14 protein-coding genes are annotated in these 12,390 nt (G+C 67.2%); 11 read left to right on the top strand and 3 right to left on the bottom strand.

The window, feature by feature from the left end:
• The first annotated feature begins 1 nt into the window (after position 1).
• Positions 2 to 1,051, top strand: a complete 1,050-nt coding sequence (gene hemE, locus MHX64_RS03990; protein ID WP_181889712.1) for a uroporphyrinogen decarboxylase — start codon at positions 2 to 4, stop codon at positions 1,049 to 1,051.
• Positions 1,051 to 2,466: a protoporphyrinogen oxidase gene (locus MHX64_RS03995; protein WP_239355941.1), complete on the top strand. Its 1,416-nt coding sequence runs from the start codon at positions 1,051 to 1,053 to the stop codon at positions 2,464 to 2,466. The genes hemE and MHX64_RS03995 overlap by 1 nt, the downstream gene beginning before the upstream one ends.
• Here the strand turns inward: MHX64_RS03995 and MHX64_RS04000 are convergent.
• Positions 2,463 to 2,609, bottom strand: a complete 147-nt coding sequence (locus MHX64_RS04000) for a hypothetical protein (RefSeq protein WP_181889714.1) — start codon at positions 2,607 to 2,609, stop codon at positions 2,463 to 2,465. The genes MHX64_RS03995 and MHX64_RS04000 overlap by 4 nt on opposite strands.
• 98 nt (positions 2,610 to 2,707) lie before the next feature.
• Between MHX64_RS04000 and MHX64_RS04005 the strand changes: the two genes are divergently transcribed.
• Positions 2,708 to 3,481: a DedA family protein gene (locus MHX64_RS04005; RefSeq protein ID WP_239355940.1), complete on the top strand. Its 774-nt coding sequence runs from the start codon at positions 2,708 to 2,710 to the stop codon at positions 3,479 to 3,481.
• Between the two features lie 215 nt (positions 3,482 to 3,696).
• On the opposite strand, the gene MHX64_RS04010 is transcribed toward MHX64_RS04005, so the two are convergent.
• Positions 3,697 to 4,533: an NAD(P)-dependent oxidoreductase gene (locus MHX64_RS04010; RefSeq protein WP_239355939.1), complete on the bottom strand. Its 837-nt coding sequence runs from the start codon at positions 4,531 to 4,533 to the stop codon at positions 3,697 to 3,699.
• 20 nt (positions 4,534 to 4,553) lie between these two features.
• Here MHX64_RS04010 and hemL point away from each other — a divergent pair, with 20 nt between their 5' ends.
• From hemL to MHX64_RS04050, 8 genes are read left to right on the top strand one after another with little or no spacing between them, the layout of a single operon-like run.
• The gene (hemL, locus tag MHX64_RS04015; protein WP_239355938.1) at positions 4,554 to 5,879 is read left to right on the top strand and encodes a glutamate-1-semialdehyde 2,1-aminomutase; all 1,326 of its coding nucleotides are present in this window, start codon (positions 4,554 to 4,556) and stop codon (positions 5,877 to 5,879) included.
• Positions 5,880 to 6,482, top strand: a complete 603-nt coding sequence (locus tag MHX64_RS04020; protein WP_239355937.1) for a histidine phosphatase family protein — start codon at positions 5,880 to 5,882, stop codon at positions 6,480 to 6,482.
• A gap of 8 nt (positions 6,483 to 6,490) precedes the next feature.
• Positions 6,491 to 7,063 carry a TlpA disulfide reductase family protein gene (locus tag MHX64_RS04025; RefSeq protein ID WP_239355936.1) on the top strand — a complete coding sequence of 191 codons (573 nt, stop codon included), beginning with the start codon at positions 6,491 to 6,493 and terminating at the stop codon, positions 7,061 to 7,063.
• Entirely contained in the window at positions 7,064 to 7,837 is a 774-nt protein-coding gene (locus tag MHX64_RS04030) for a cytochrome c biogenesis CcdA family protein (RefSeq protein ID WP_239355935.1), read from the top strand.
• Positions 7,838 to 9,520, top strand: a complete 1,683-nt coding sequence (locus MHX64_RS04035; RefSeq protein ID WP_239355934.1) for a cytochrome c biogenesis protein ResB — start codon at positions 7,838 to 7,840, stop codon at positions 9,518 to 9,520.
• A gap of 30 nt (positions 9,521 to 9,550) precedes the next feature.
• The gene (gene ccsB, locus MHX64_RS04040) at positions 9,551 to 10,528 is read left to right on the top strand and encodes a c-type cytochrome biogenesis protein CcsB (protein WP_239406321.1); all 978 of its coding nucleotides are present in this window, start codon (positions 9,551 to 9,553) and stop codon (positions 10,526 to 10,528) included.
• Complete coding sequence (galE, locus tag MHX64_RS04045) at positions 10,528 to 11,547, top strand: UDP-glucose 4-epimerase GalE (RefSeq protein WP_239355932.1); 1,020 nt, start codon at positions 10,528 to 10,530, stop codon at positions 11,545 to 11,547. The genes ccsB and galE overlap by 1 nt, the downstream gene beginning before the upstream one ends.
• Positions 11,544 to 11,801, top strand: coding sequence for a helix-turn-helix domain-containing protein (locus tag MHX64_RS04050; protein ID WP_239355931.1), 258 nt, complete (start codon positions 11,544 to 11,546; stop codon positions 11,799 to 11,801). The genes galE and MHX64_RS04050 overlap by 4 nt, the downstream gene beginning before the upstream one ends.
• 311 nt (positions 11,802 to 12,112) lie before the next feature.
• Here MHX64_RS04050 and MHX64_RS04055 read toward each other — a convergent pair whose 3' ends face one another.
• The gene (locus MHX64_RS04055; RefSeq protein WP_239355930.1) at positions 12,113 to 12,379 is read right to left on the bottom strand and encodes a hypothetical protein; all 267 of its coding nucleotides are present in this window, start codon (positions 12,377 to 12,379) and stop codon (positions 12,113 to 12,115) included.
• Between the last annotated feature and the right edge of the window lie 11 nt (positions 12,380 to 12,390).

The following is a 12,390-nucleotide window of genomic DNA, read 5'->3' on the forward strand; positions in this document are numbered from 1 at the left end:
CATGACCAGACGCGACCTCCCCAACGCACCACTGCTCGAGGCGGCCCACGGCCGCACCCCCTCGCGCACCCCGGTGTGGTTCATGCGCCAGGCCGGCCGCTCCCTGCCCGAGTATCGCGAAGTGCGCGAAGGCATCCCCATGCTGGACTCGTGCTTCATGCCGGAGCTGCTCGCGGAGATCACGCTGCAGCCGGTGCGCCGCCACGACGTCGACGCCGCGATCCTGTTTTCCGACATCGTGGTCCCGCTCAAGGCGGCGGGCGTGGACGTGGAGATCGTGCCCGGCCGCGGCCCGGTGATGGGGGAGGCGGTGAGGGGGCGGAGTGACGTCGAGAAGCTTCCTGTGCTTGACGACGAAGTCGCCGCCGTGTCCGATGGCATCCGCATCATCCTCGACGAACTGAGCGACACCCAAGCCTTGATCGGGTTTGTCGGCGCGCCGTTTACGCTGGCCAGCTACCTCGTCGAGGGCGGACCGAGCAAGAACCACGAGAAGACCAAGGCGATGATGCACGCCGAGCCGGAGACCTGGCACGCGCTGATGCGCCGCTTGGTGCCCACCATCGTCGCCTTTCTGCGCACGCAGGTCGAAGCCGGCATCGACGCGATGCAGCTGTTCGACTCCTGGGCGGGTTTCCTCACCGAAGCGGACTACCGCGAATTCGTTCTGCCGTACTCGGTGGAAATCCTCGAATCCGTGGCAGGAGAGATCCCGCGCATCCACTTCGGCGTGACCACCGGCGAACTGCTCGGCGCGATGTCCGAGGCCGGCAGCGAGGTCATGGGTGTGGACTGGCGCGTGCCGCTGGACACGGCCGCGACGCGGTTCGCCTCCCCGCGCGTGCTGCAGGGCAACCTGGACCCGGCCATGCTGTTCGCCGGCACCAACGTGGTGCGCGGCGAGGTCGCGCGCATCAAGGCCGAGGCCGCGCGGGCAATTGCGGCCGGCGACGCCACCGGGCACATCTTCAACCTCGGCCACGGCGTATTGCCTACCACCGACGCGGACGCGATCACCGAAGCCGTAGCGATCATCCACGAGGAGAGCTAATGAACATTGCCATCATCGGCGCAGGTCTTGCGGGGCTGACCGCCGCGTACGAGCTTCGCGCACGGGAGAACGACCTCAAGGTCGACGTCTACGAGGCCACCGACCGCCTCGGCGGCAAGCTCCACACCGTCGCCTTCGAGGCCGGCCCCACCGACATGGGCGCCGAGGCGTTCATGGCGCGCCGCCAGGACGCCGTGGAATTCTTCACCGAGCTCGGCCTCGCCGACTCCCTGGTGGAGCCCTCCGGCCTGCGCTCGCTGGTGTGGGTCGACGGCGAGGCGCGCGCGCTGCCCACCGGTGGGGTGATGGGCATCCCGTCCACCTCCGAGACTGTCAAGCACCTGGTCAGCGAGGACACCGCGCAGCGCATCGACACCGAGGCCGACCGCGAAGGCTTCGACTGGGAAGTCGGCGGCGACGTCAACGTCGGCAAGCTTGTGCGCGAGCGTTACGGCGACGAAGTGGTGGACAACATCGTCTCCTCCCTGCTCGGCGGTGTGTACTCCTGCATCGCCGACGACCTCGGCGTGCGCGCGACCATCCCGCAGCTAGCGGAGGAGTTCGACCGCCTCGCCGCCGACGGGCCAGTGCACCTGTCCACCGCCGTGGCCAACCTGGAGCGCTCCCGCCGCGAGATGCCCACCGGCCAGGGCGCGGTGTTCAAGACGTTCCGCGACGGCTACCAGGAGCTCTACGAAACCCTTGCCGAAAAATCCGGCGCCGACATCTACATCGACGCGTTTATTTCGGCCATCAGTCTCGAAGGCTCGGCTGAGGCACCGAAGTACCGCCTCAAAGGCGGGGAGGACAAGGCCTACGACCACGTCATCCTCGCCGTACCCGCCCCCACCGCGGCGCTGCTGCTCAAGGACATCGCGCCCGAGGCCTCCGAGGTGCTGAAAACCGTGAAGCTGGCCAACTCCGCGGTGGTGGGCATGCGCTTTGCCACCGACGAGGGCCTGCCGCAGAACTCCGGCGTCCTCGTATCTACCGGCGCCGAGGACGTCCACGCGAAGGCGTTCACGTTCTCCTCGCGCAAGTGGCCGCACCTCGCCGAGCGCGGCGGGGCACTGGTGCGCGCCAGCTTCGGCCGCTTCGGCGACAACGTCGCCATCACCGCCTCCGAGGACGACCTCGTGGACTGGGCCCTCGACGACCTCGAAACCATCACCGGCTTCGACGGCCGCGCCGCCGGCCTCGAGGAAATCTACGTCCAACGCTGGCTCGGCGGCCTACCCCGCTTCGACGAGAACCACCTCGCCACCGTGTCCAAGGTGCGCAGCCTGCTTCTCGACGAACCAAAGGCCTCCCACATCTCCCTCACCGGCGCGTGGGCCGGTGGGGTCGGTGTGCCGGCGGTTATTGCCGATGCGAGGGCCGCGGCGGCAGCTGCCGTCGCAAAGCAAAAGCCCTAAACCAGCGGGAGGTCCCGGCTGCCAGTGCGCTCTGGAAGCTCGAAGTTGTCGAAGCCGCCGTATTCCCGTGAAAGCTCGTAGATGAGCCGGCCGGCATCGACAGGGCGTGTGCCTCGGTCGGATTCGTTTTGTGGTGTTTCCATGTTGCGCCTCCTCTCTGAGTCGCGTGCACGCAGAACCTAGCACCTCATTCTCCGCTTGGGTAGGGGGTGCGGGCGGATGTGCACTAGGTTGATCACCTATGGAAGAACACGCGCATCCACGCGAGAGGGCTGCCGAGCCTGCTGAGCCTGCCGAGAAGGAATGGTGGGAAGAAGACGGCCTGCCATGGAACGGCAAACCCACCAAAGCCGACTATTGGTGCCTGGGCTGGTTCGGCTTCGTCGGCATCTTCGGCCTGGCCATGATCCCACTGCGGGCCTGGCTGCTGGGCCTGGACCCGCCGATCATGCTGGCGCTGACCGGCTCCCGCGTCGGCGCGGCCTCCACCGGCGCGCTCGCCGCGGTGGGGGAGGCGCCGAACTGGCTGTGGTTTTTGCTCATCGGCTCGATCGTGAACATCAAGTTCGACTGGATCTACTGGTGGGCCGGCAAACTCTGGGGCCGCGGGATCCTGGACGTGCAGGCCGCGAACTCGCCGCGCGCCGCGAAAAACATCGCGCGGGTTGAGCAGTGGGCCGTCAAGCTGGGCTGGCTGGGCATCTTCCTCGCCTACGTGCCCATCCCGCTGCCAATCGCGTTCGTGGTGTTCGTACTCATGGGTATGACCGGGATGCCGTTGTGGAAGTTCATGGTCCTGGACTTCATTTCCAAGACGCTGTGGTCCTTCCTCTACCTGGGCCTGGGCTGGTGGATCGGTGAGCCGGTCGTGATGGTGCTGGAGCAGTACGCCAAGGTGGCCAACTGGATCGCCATCGCGCTGCTGGTGGTGGTGTTCTACGGCATCTTCCGCAACCAGGGGAAGAAGAAGCCGGCCGCCGAGGTCGTGGGCAACGAGATCGAGGCCGGGCGGTAGGGCGGCCGGGCGGCGCCGAAAGTCGAGCGGCGGAGGTCGAGTTCGCCCTGTTTTAGGCCCGGACTCGACCTCCCGGACTCGACTTTCGCGTCGCTGGACCGAAGGGGGCCTGACAGATTCCGCCGGGCGTCTGCGCCGACCTGGGGCGATGGGGGCAGCCTGACAGATTCCGCCGCGAAGTGTCGGGCCCCCCGCCCGCCGGCCCCGGGAACCCGCTATCGGTTCACCACGACGGTGGAGAAGTCCTCGTCGCCGTGGCCGGCGTCCTGCTGCGCCTCCAACGACGCCAGGGCGGCGGAGACGGCGGGCAGGTCCTGGTCAGCGGACGCGAGCATCAGGCGGGCGTCCTTGGCGATGGCGTCGGCGGTGAAGTCGCCGGGCGAGGTAGACCGCTCGCCAAGCAGGAACGGCGACTTCATGTTCACAATGAACTCCAGGCCGGTGGAGTCGAGCATGTCCACCACCTGCTCTTCCGACAACCCCTGGGATTCGCCCAACACCAGCGCTTCCTTGAACCCTTCGATGGTGACGGCCAGGGCGAGGTTGGCAAGCAGTTTGCCCACGGCGGCGCCGGCGGCGGTGTCCACTTCCTTGAGCCGTGAAGGGTTGGCGGCGGCCCAGGGGGCAACGACGTCGGCGACTTTAGAGCGTCGAGAGGCATCGGCGCCCCCGACGTACACGCCGAGCTTGCCGGCGCGCGCGGGCGGGAGCGAGCCGACGACCGGGGTGTGCACGTAGCCGGGCACGGCGTCGGCGAAGGCGGCGGCGTCCGCGGGGGAGATGGTGGTGGCATCGGCCCAGGTCACGCCGTCGGGGATCAGCGCGGGCTCGATCACCACCTCGCGCACGATGTCGGGGCCGAACAGGCAGGTGATCACCAGCTCGGCGCCCTCGACGGCGTCCGCGGGGGTCGAAGCAGCGGTAGCCCCGCGCGAGACCAACGGTTCGGCTTTCTCGGCGGTGCGGTTCCATACGGTCAGTTCGTGGTCGTCGACGAGCTTGAGCGCGAGCTCCGTGCCCATGCGACCGAGGCCTAAAAACGCGATTTTCATATGGCCTAGGATAGACAACCATGACTGCGGAAAAGCCGACTTCAGCTAACACCCAGCGCTCGCACGAACTGTTCGAGCGGGCGCAGAAAACCACCCCGGGCGGCGTGAACTCGCCGGTGCGCGGTTTCGGCTCGGTGGGCGGGCAGACCCGCTTCATCCAGAGCGCGCACGGCTCCCAGCTCGTGGACGTGGACGGCAACTCGTACGTGGACCTGGTGTGCTCCTGGGGCCCGATGGTGCACGGCAACGCCCACCCGAAGATTGTCGAAGCGGTGGAGAAAGCCCTGCGCAACGGCCTGAGCTTCGGCGCGCCCACGGAGGCGGAGATCCAGATCGCGGAGCACATTGTCAAGCGCACGTCGGTGGAGGAGGTGCGCATGGTCAACTCCGGCACGGAGGCCACCATGTCCGCTGTCCGCCTGGCGCGCGGGTTCACGGGCCGGCCGAAGATCATCAAGTTTGAGGGCTGCTACCACGGCCACGTGGACGCGCTGCTGGCGTCTGCGGGCTCCGGCATCGCCACGTTCTCCCTGCCGGATTCCCCGGGTGTCACCGGCGCGCAGGCGCAGGACACCATCGTGGTGCCGTACAACGACATCGAGGCGGTGGAGCGCGCGTTCCGCGAGAACGAGGGCCAGATCGCCGCGGTGATTGCGGAGGCGGCTGCGGGCAACATGGGCACCGTCGCCCCGCGTAACGACTTCAACGCCAAGCTCAAGGAGCTCGCGCACCTCAACGGCGCGCTGTTGATCCTGGACGAGGTGATGACGGGCTTCCGCACCTCGTATGCCGGCTGGTACGGCGTGGACAACGTCGCGGGCGACTTGACCACCTTTGGCAAGGTCGTCTCCGGTGGCCTGCCGGCGGCGGCGTTCGGCGGCCGCCGCGACATCATGGAGCACCTCGCACCGAACGGCCCCGTCTACCAGGCGGGCACCCTGTCCGGTAACCCGGTGGCGATGGCATCCGGCCTGGCCTCGCTCGAGCTGGCCAGCGAGGACATCTACCCGACGCTGAACAAGAACGCCGACCTTCTGGAGCGTTTGCTTCACGACGCCCTGACGGCCGAAGGCGTCACCCACCACATCCAACGCGCGGCGACCATGCTGTCCATCCGATTCAGCGAGGGAGAGGGACACAACTTCGCCGACATGCAGGCCGCCGACACGTTCCGCTACGCCCCGTTCTTCCACGCCCTGCTGGACGCTGGCGTGTACGCGCCGCCGAGCGCGTTTGAGACCTGGTTCGTCTCCACCGCGCTGACGGACGAGGACTTCGGCCGCATCGAGGACGCGCTGCGCGGCGCCGCGAAGGCCGCCGCGGCGGCTAAACCCGCGGAGGCCTAAATGACGAAGACGACGGTGCACCTGGTGCGCCACGGCGAGGTGTACAACCCGAAGAAGATCCTCTACGGGCGCATGCCGGGCTACCACCTGTCTTCACGCGGCAACTCCATGGCCGTGGCCACCTCGACGTTTTTCCGCGGCCGCGACGTGGTCTACCTGGCGGCGAGCCCGCTTGAGCGCGCGCAGGAAACGGCGCGCCCGATCGCGGAGGTCACCGGCTGCGAGGTTCACACCCGCGAGGACATCCTGGAGGCCGGCAACACCTTTGAGGGCCTGCGCACGAAGGGGTGGCGCTCGCAGCTGATCAACCCGATCCGCTGGCGGCACATGACCAACCCGTTCGAGCCGAGCTGGGGCGAGCCCTACCAGGAGATCTTCGAGCGCATGTGGTCCGCGGTCGAGGACGCCCGCAGCAAGGCCGAGGGCCACGAGGCTGTGATGGTCAGCCACCAGCTGCCGATTGTGATGGTGCAGCGCCACGTGCAGGGCAAGCGCCTCGCGCACGCGAGCCGCAACTGCGACCTGGCGAGTGTGACCTCACTTGTGTTTGACGGCGACAGTGTTGTTGACTGGGCCTACAGCACTCCTGCCCAGCACATTTGAGAGGTACTATGCGCAAGCTTTTCGCCGCGCCGCTTTGTGCGGCCGCGCTTTTGCTGGCTGCCTGCTCCGGCCCGGACGACGGCGGCAACTTCGCGTTCCACTCGCCGGGCGGGCAGACTGAAATCTTCTACGAGGAGGCGGACCGCAAGCCTCTGGCCGGCTTCGAGGGCGAGTCGCTCACGGAGGAGGGCCAGACCATCGCCCTGAGTGATTTCGAGGGCGAGATCGTCGTGCTCAACGCGTGGGGCCAGTGGTGCGCGCCGTGCCGCGCGGAGGTGGACGACCTGCAGCAGACCCACGAGCACCTCCAAGCGCAGGGAAACGGCACGGTGCTGGGCATCAACGTACGCGACCCGAACCCGCAGATCGCGCTGGACTTCCTGGCGGATAACGGGGTGACGTACCCGTCCATCTACGACCCGCCGTTTAAGACCGCCGCCAACTTGGGCGGCGTGCCGTCCTCGGTGATCCCGACGACGATCGTGCTGGACAATCAGCACCGCCCGGCCGCGGTGTTCCTCCGTGAGATCACCGCGGACGATCTGCTCGAGGTCATCGACCGTCTCGACGGGGAGGCCTAGGTGGGCTTCGCCGATCTTGTCGCCGACGGCCCGCTGCTGCTCGGCCTGCTCGCGGCGGCGATCGCCGGGTTAGTCTCCTTCGCCTCGCCGTGCGTGATCCCGCTCGTGCCGGGCTACATCTCGTATCTCACCGGTGTGGTCGGGGGTGAGATGACGCTGGATGACAAAGGCGCGCGCGTGTCCCGCAAGCACTGGGCGGTCGCCGGTGCCGCCCTGCTGTTCATCGCCGGGTTCACCGTCGTGTTCCTGCTGGCCACCGTCACCGTGTTCGGCGCGGTTAGCGCCATCGCGCTCAACGCGCAGACGCTCACCCGCATAGGCGGGGTGGTCACCATCCTCATGGGCCTGGTGTTCATGGGCGCCGTGCCCGCGCTGCAAAAAGACACCCGTATGAGCCCGAAGAAGTGGACCACCATCATCGGCGCGCCCCTGCTCGGCGGGATCTTCGCACTCGGCTGGACACCGTGCCTGGGGCCCACGCTGGCCGCCATTATCTCGGTGTCAGTGGGCACCCAGGGCTTCACCGCGGCGCGCGGCGTGCTGCTCGTCATCGCGTACTGCATCGGGCTGGGTTTGCCGTTTCTGCTTGTCGCGTTCGGCTCGTCAAAGGCCGTGCGCAGTATCGACGTGCTGCGCCGCCACTCCCGCGGCATCCAGATCGCCGGCGGTGTCGCCATGATCGTTGTCGGCATCATGCTGATCACCGGCGCTTGGGACGTGTTTATCGGTTGGTCGCGCCAACTCGTCGACGGATTCGGAGGGACGATCATCTAAATGAAGACGGCACAGACCTGGCTGAAAAAGGTGTGGCACTGGCTCACCAGCATGCGCACCGCGTTGATGCTGCTGTTCGTGCTGGCGGTCGCCTCCATCCCGGGCGCATTGTTGCCGCAGCGCACCGTGTCGTCCTCGCTGGTGGACGACTACCTCAAGGCCAACCCCACCACCGGCCCGATCTACGACAAGCTGCAGCTTTTCGATGTCTTCCAGTCCACCTGGTTCCTCGCCATCATCCTGCTGCTGACCATTTCCCTGGTCGGCTGCATCATCCCGCGCTCCATCGACCACTGGCGCGCGTACAAGGCCAAGCCGACGCGCGCGCCCAAGTACCTGGGCCGCATGCCGCACCACGTGGAGGGGGAGGTTGCGGGGGCGCCGGAGGACGTCGAGAAGCAGTTGCGCACCCAGCTGAAACGCTGGCACGTGGCGTCCTACACCCCGGACGAGGACCGCGCCGGGGCGTTCTCGATTTCCGCGGAGCGCGGCTACACCCGCGAGCTGATGAACCTGATTTTCCACATCGGCATCGTCGCCATGATTCTCACGTTCGTGGCAGGCCGCATGGTCTTCTATGAAGGCCAGGTCATCGTGGTCACCAACTCGGAGGCTGAATCCGCGGTGCCGGTGGAGCAATCACGGGTGTTCTGCAACACCAGCCCCGCCAACTTCGACGTCTTCCGGGCAGGCCCGCTTTTCGACGGCACCGGCCTGACCCCGTTTTGCTTCGAATCCCAGAACTTTTCGGCCACCTACCTGAATAACGGGCAGGCCAACGAGTTCTCCTCCGACATCACCTACACCGACGACCTGTCGGTCCCGCAGGAGGAGTGGACGCCCACGAGCCTGGCGGTGAACCACCCGCTGCGCTTAGGCGGCGACCGTGTTTACCTGCAGGGCCACGGGTTTGCCCCGCAGATCACCCTGACGTGGCCGAACGGGGAGACCCGCACGCAGATGATGCAGTTTCGGCCCACGGACGTGTTCACGTTCCTGTCCTCCGGCGTGATGCGCTTCGACCCGCCCGCCGGCATGTACCCGGACCTGGCGGAGCGCCGCCAGCACCAGATCGCCATCGAGGGCAACTTCGCGCCCACCGCCCGCTGGGCCGGGCCGAACGGCGACCAGCTGCAGTCCGCGTTCCCCTCCATGGACGACCCGGCGGTGTCCGTGGACGTCTACGTCGGCGACGCCGGCTTGGACACCGGCCGGCCGCAAAACATCTTCGTGCTGGACCAGTCCCTGGTCGCCGACGGACGCCTGGAAAAGGTCTCCCGTGTGCAGCTCACACCTGGCTCCGTTGCCACCGTGGACACCGGCGACGGCGAGGTGAAGGTGCGTTTCGACGGGGCCGCCGAATACGCCAACTACCAAATCTCCCGCGACCCGACGCAGGTGTGGGCGCTAGTGGCGTCCGCGGTGATGCTCGCGGGCCTGGCCGGCTCGCTGGCGATCAAGCGCCGCCGCATCTGGGTCCGTCTACGTCCTCGTACCTCGGACGTAGGGGACGCGGCGGCCTCGGACGCAGGCCCCGTCACCCAGGTCGAAATCGCCGGGCTCGCCCGCACCGACCGCGCCGGGTGGGGCCGCGAATTCGACGACATTGCCGCCGCCATACTCGGGCTCGACCCCGACGACGAAGAGGTTGAGCAGGGGGAGTTCAACCCCTATGACCTTTGATTACACTGGTTAGTGGAGTAGGTTAAGGGCATGCTCGTCAACACAACCATGGCGGAGCTGTCTGACCTGACGTTCCGCACCGCGTTCATCGTCTACATCGTGGCGCTGATTCTGGCGTTCATCTACTACGGCCGCGTCAACAGCGTCATCGAGGCGCGCCGCGAGGCCCTGGCGGAGCAGAAGGTGCTGGTTGGCGCGGGGGGACCGGAGGTCGTCGAGAAGCAAAAGCCCGACGAGGACATGATCGCCAACGCCCGCAAATGGGCTGGCATGACCCAGGCGCTTGTCTGGGTCGGCGTGGCGCTGCACCTGGTGGCGTTTGTCACCCGCGGGCTCGCCGCCGGGCGGTTCCCGCTGGGCAACCTGTACGAGTACATCCTGTTCATGACCGCCGTGATCATGGTCGTCGCCGCCGTGGTGGTGCAGCGCAAGAACTGGTACACCGTGTGGCCGTGGCTGCTGTTTCCCATGGTCATCGCTATGTTCTTGAACTCCACGGTGTTCCACATGCAGGCCGCGCCCGTGGTGCCGGCGCTGCAGTCCTACTGGCTGCCGGTGCACGTTTCCTCGGTGTCCATCGGCGCGTCCGTGGGCCTAGTTTCCGGCGTGTTCGCCCTGCTGTACCTGCTGCGAATGCGCCAGCCGCGCGGTAAAGAGCACGGAGTCCTCGGTGCGATTGCCCGCCCGCTGCCGGACGCGAAAACGCTGGATCAGATCGCGTACAAAACCGCGGTGGTGACCCTGCCGCTGTTCGGCATCGGCATCGTCTTCGGCGCCATTTGGGCCGAGGTGGCCTGGGGCCGTTTCTGGGGCTGGGACGCCAAGGAAACCGTCTCCATGATCACCTGGATCCTCTACGCCGCCTACCTCCACGCGCGTGCGACGGCCGGCTGGAAGTCCACCGCCGCCGCCTGGATCAACGTGTTCGCCATGGCCATGACGATCTTCAACATGACTTACGTCAACACCGTGATCGCTGGTCTGCACTCCTACGCGGGGCTGAACTAGTGAAGGTCTTGATCACCGGCGGCGCCGGCTACATCGGCTCCACTATTGCGTCCTGCTGCGCGGACGCCGGGTTCACCCCGGTGATTGTGGACGACTTCTCCACCGGCCTGCGCGTCTTCGGCCAGCGCTTCGCCTGCTACGAGGGCGACGTCGCCGACGTTGATCTGCTGGAGCGGGTGTTCACCGAGCACCCGGACATCGACGCGGTGATCCACTGCGCCGCCAAAATCGTCGTGCCCGAGTCCGTGGAGCGGCCCTTGATGTACTACGACAACAACGTGGGCAAGGCCATCACGCTGTTGTCGGCGATGGAGCGCTTCGGCGTGCGCCGCTTCGTGCTGTCCTCCACGGCGTCGATGTACGAGCCGGGCGAGGATTACATGGTGGACGAGACCAGCGCCGTGGACCCGCAGAGCCCGTACGCGGCGTCGAAGTGGCTGCTGGAGCGTGTGCTTCGCGACGAAGCCGCCACCGGCCGCCTCGGCGTCGTAGCACTGCGCTACTTCAACCCGATCGGCGCCGACCCCGCGCTGCGCACCGGCTTGCAGAACCCGCACCCGACCCACGCCATGGGCAAGATGATCTCCGCGCACGCCGCCGGCGAGCCCTTCACCGTCACCGGCGTGGACTGGCCCACCCGCGACGGCTCTGGCCTGCGGGATTACATCCACGTCTGGGACCTTGCCCGCGCGCACGTCGCGGTGCTTCAGCGCTTCGACTCTGTGGTGGGGGATTCCGGCTACGACGTGATCAACCTCGGTACCGGCCAGGGCACCACCGTGTTCGAGCTCGCCGAGGCGTTCGGCGAAGCCACCGGCACCCCGCTTGAGGTCCGCACCGGCCCCGCCCGCCCCGGAGACGTGGTCGGCAGCGCGTCTCGCACCGACAAAGCCAAGTCGGTTTTGGCGTGGTCCGCGGAGCGCTCGCTTGTCGACGGCGTCCGCGACGCCCTCGCCTGGGCCGAGAAACTGCCCGCAGTGCTCGCTGAGGAAGCCGGCCGGAAGGAGGCGGGCCGATGACCGACGCCCACCACAAACCCCGCAACAAGCAGGGCAAACCCGCCAGCGACGACCCGGTGCTGATCGCACTGGGGGAGCAGATCGCCTCCCGGCGCCGCGCCACCGGCCGCCTCCAACAAGACGTCGCCGACGCTGCCGGGGTGTCCCGCTCCACCCTGCACACCATCGAGCACGGCGGCGCCGGCGTGCGCTGGGAGAAGGTCATCGCCGTGGCGGAGGAGCTCGGCCTGCGCGTCGGGTTCATCGAGGCGTAGGGGGTTCCGCCGGCCGCCGCGCCTGGGCCTCTCGGCCGCGTTCCGCCCCGCCGCTGACACTTCGCGGCGGAATCTGTCAGAGCGCCCCTATCTGCCCAGGTCGGCACAAACGGCTGCCGTGATCTGTCATGAACCCGGCGCTTTTTCGAAATTTGTTCACTCTCAGGCTCGTCCCGGGTGAACAAATTCCGGGCGACTGGGTAGCGACCTGGGGGAATGGAGCTCGCCGCCCCGAGAAATGGGCCCAAAACCCGAATTTGTTCACCCGGCTAGTGAACAAATCTGGACAGGGGCCGCCTAGCCCCAAATATCTAGCTGTCCCCGCGGCGACGGCGGCGTTCCTCTTCCTCCCGGCGCTTGCGCTCGGCCTCTTCACGCGCGCGGCGCTCCTTGAACCGGTTTTTCTCGATGTTCCAGAGGAACTCTTCGTCGTCGTCGGGGCCTTTGATCTCCGGCTTCTGGCCGGGCTGCGACCCGCCGCGCGGGGACCCGTAGCGCTCAGCGGAGCCGGGGCCGAACGCGCGCCAGAGCAGCGCGACGGCCAGGACAACCAATGCGAGGAGTAACAACCTTCCCATGGTTTTAAACA

Origin of the sequence: Corynebacterium sp. ACRPZ (genome assembly GCF_022346205.1) — a bacterium.
Taxonomy (GTDB): domain Bacteria; phylum Actinomycetota; class Actinomycetes; order Mycobacteriales; family Mycobacteriaceae; genus Corynebacterium; species Corynebacterium lehmanniae.

Bases quoted from the DNA above. Each gene is read 5' to 3' on its own strand.
- hemE (WP_181889712.1), top strand. From the start codon at position 2: ATGACCAGACGCGACCTCCCCAACGCACCACTGCTCGAGGCGGCCCAC.
- MHX64_RS03995 (WP_239355941.1), top strand. From the start codon at position 1,051: ATGAACATTGCCATCATCGGCGCAGGTCTTGCGGGGCTGACCGCCGCG.
- MHX64_RS04000 (WP_181889714.1), bottom strand. From the start codon at position 2,609: ATGGAAACACCACAAAACGAATCCGACCGAGGCACACGCCCTGTCGAT.
- MHX64_RS04005 (WP_239355940.1), top strand. From the start codon at position 2,708: ATGGAAGAACACGCGCATCCACGCGAGAGGGCTGCCGAGCCTGCTGAG.
- MHX64_RS04010 (WP_239355939.1), bottom strand. From the start codon at position 4,533: ATGAAAATCGCGTTTTTAGGCCTCGGTCGCATGGGCACGGAGCTCGCG.
- hemL (WP_239355938.1), top strand. From the start codon at position 4,554: ATGACTGCGGAAAAGCCGACTTCAGCTAACACCCAGCGCTCGCACGAA.
- MHX64_RS04020 (WP_239355937.1), top strand. From the start codon at position 5,880: ATGACGAAGACGACGGTGCACCTGGTGCGCCACGGCGAGGTGTACAAC.
- MHX64_RS04025 (WP_239355936.1), top strand. From the start codon at position 6,491: ATGCGCAAGCTTTTCGCCGCGCCGCTTTGTGCGGCCGCGCTTTTGCTG.
- MHX64_RS04035 (WP_239355934.1), top strand. From the start codon at position 7,838: ATGAAGACGGCACAGACCTGGCTGAAAAAGGTGTGGCACTGGCTCACC.
- ccsB (WP_239406321.1), top strand. From the start codon at position 9,551: ATGCTCGTCAACACAACCATGGCGGAGCTGTCTGACCTGACGTTCCGC.
- MHX64_RS04050 (WP_239355931.1), top strand. From the start codon at position 11,544: ATGACCGACGCCCACCACAAACCCCGCAACAAGCAGGGCAAACCCGCC.
- MHX64_RS04055 (WP_239355930.1), bottom strand. From the start codon at position 12,379: ATGGGAAGGTTGTTACTCCTCGCATTGGTTGTCCTGGCCGTCGCGCTG.